Raw genomic sequence first — 541 nt, 5'->3', positions numbered from 1 at the left:
AGCGCGTCTTGCTTGGCCAACTCGGCCTGCACCGCTGCCGGTGTTGCCCGCGCCAGCCCGTGGGTTTTCAGGACCGTCTGGATGGTCTTGGCCACGGCCATCGTCTGCGCCCACTGCGGCAGGAGCTGGCGATACGCCAACAGCCAGTCAAAGGCTTCGAGAAAGCGCGCATAACCCCGATCGGCCAAGCGCCAGAAGGTGTCATCGAGATCATCATCCAGCGCCGTGGCGCCGGCAGCGCGCAGTGCCTCGCACAACGCCGCGCGCGTGGCGTAGCGCTGTCCGATGAGCGCGCGCAAGGGCTCGACACGCCGCTTGCCCCAGCGCGCGTGCAGCCGCGCCCAAGCAGTGGCGCTGAACCCGCACGGGCGGCCAATGGCGCTGAAATCACCACGATCATGGTAGGCAATCAGGCGTTGCGCCCAGTTAATATGGGCGTCGATCGCCATAAAGCGCGCTTTGGTGCGCTGGCGCGGTGGCAGCAGAAACGCCAGGTCGGTCTGCTGGAAGTGGCTCAAGGTGGTGCTGGCCTGTTGCAGGA

The 541-nt window shown here is 66.4% G+C and carries 1 protein-coding gene; it reads right to left on the bottom strand.

The annotated features are described in order from the left end of the window. The coding region (locus tag CKO31_RS26415; protein ID WP_200243993.1) for a hypothetical protein at positions 1-518 on the bottom strand (518 nt) is incomplete at its 3' end. Between the last annotated feature and the right edge of the window lie 23 nt (positions 519-541).

The sequence above is a fragment of the Thiohalocapsa halophila genome (genome assembly GCF_016583825.1).
GTDB lineage: Bacteria > Pseudomonadota > Gammaproteobacteria > Chromatiales > Chromatiaceae > Thiohalocapsa > Thiohalocapsa halophila.
Note: the sequence above shows the minus strand (reverse complement) of the source record. Positions and strands in the feature narration are given on the sequence as shown.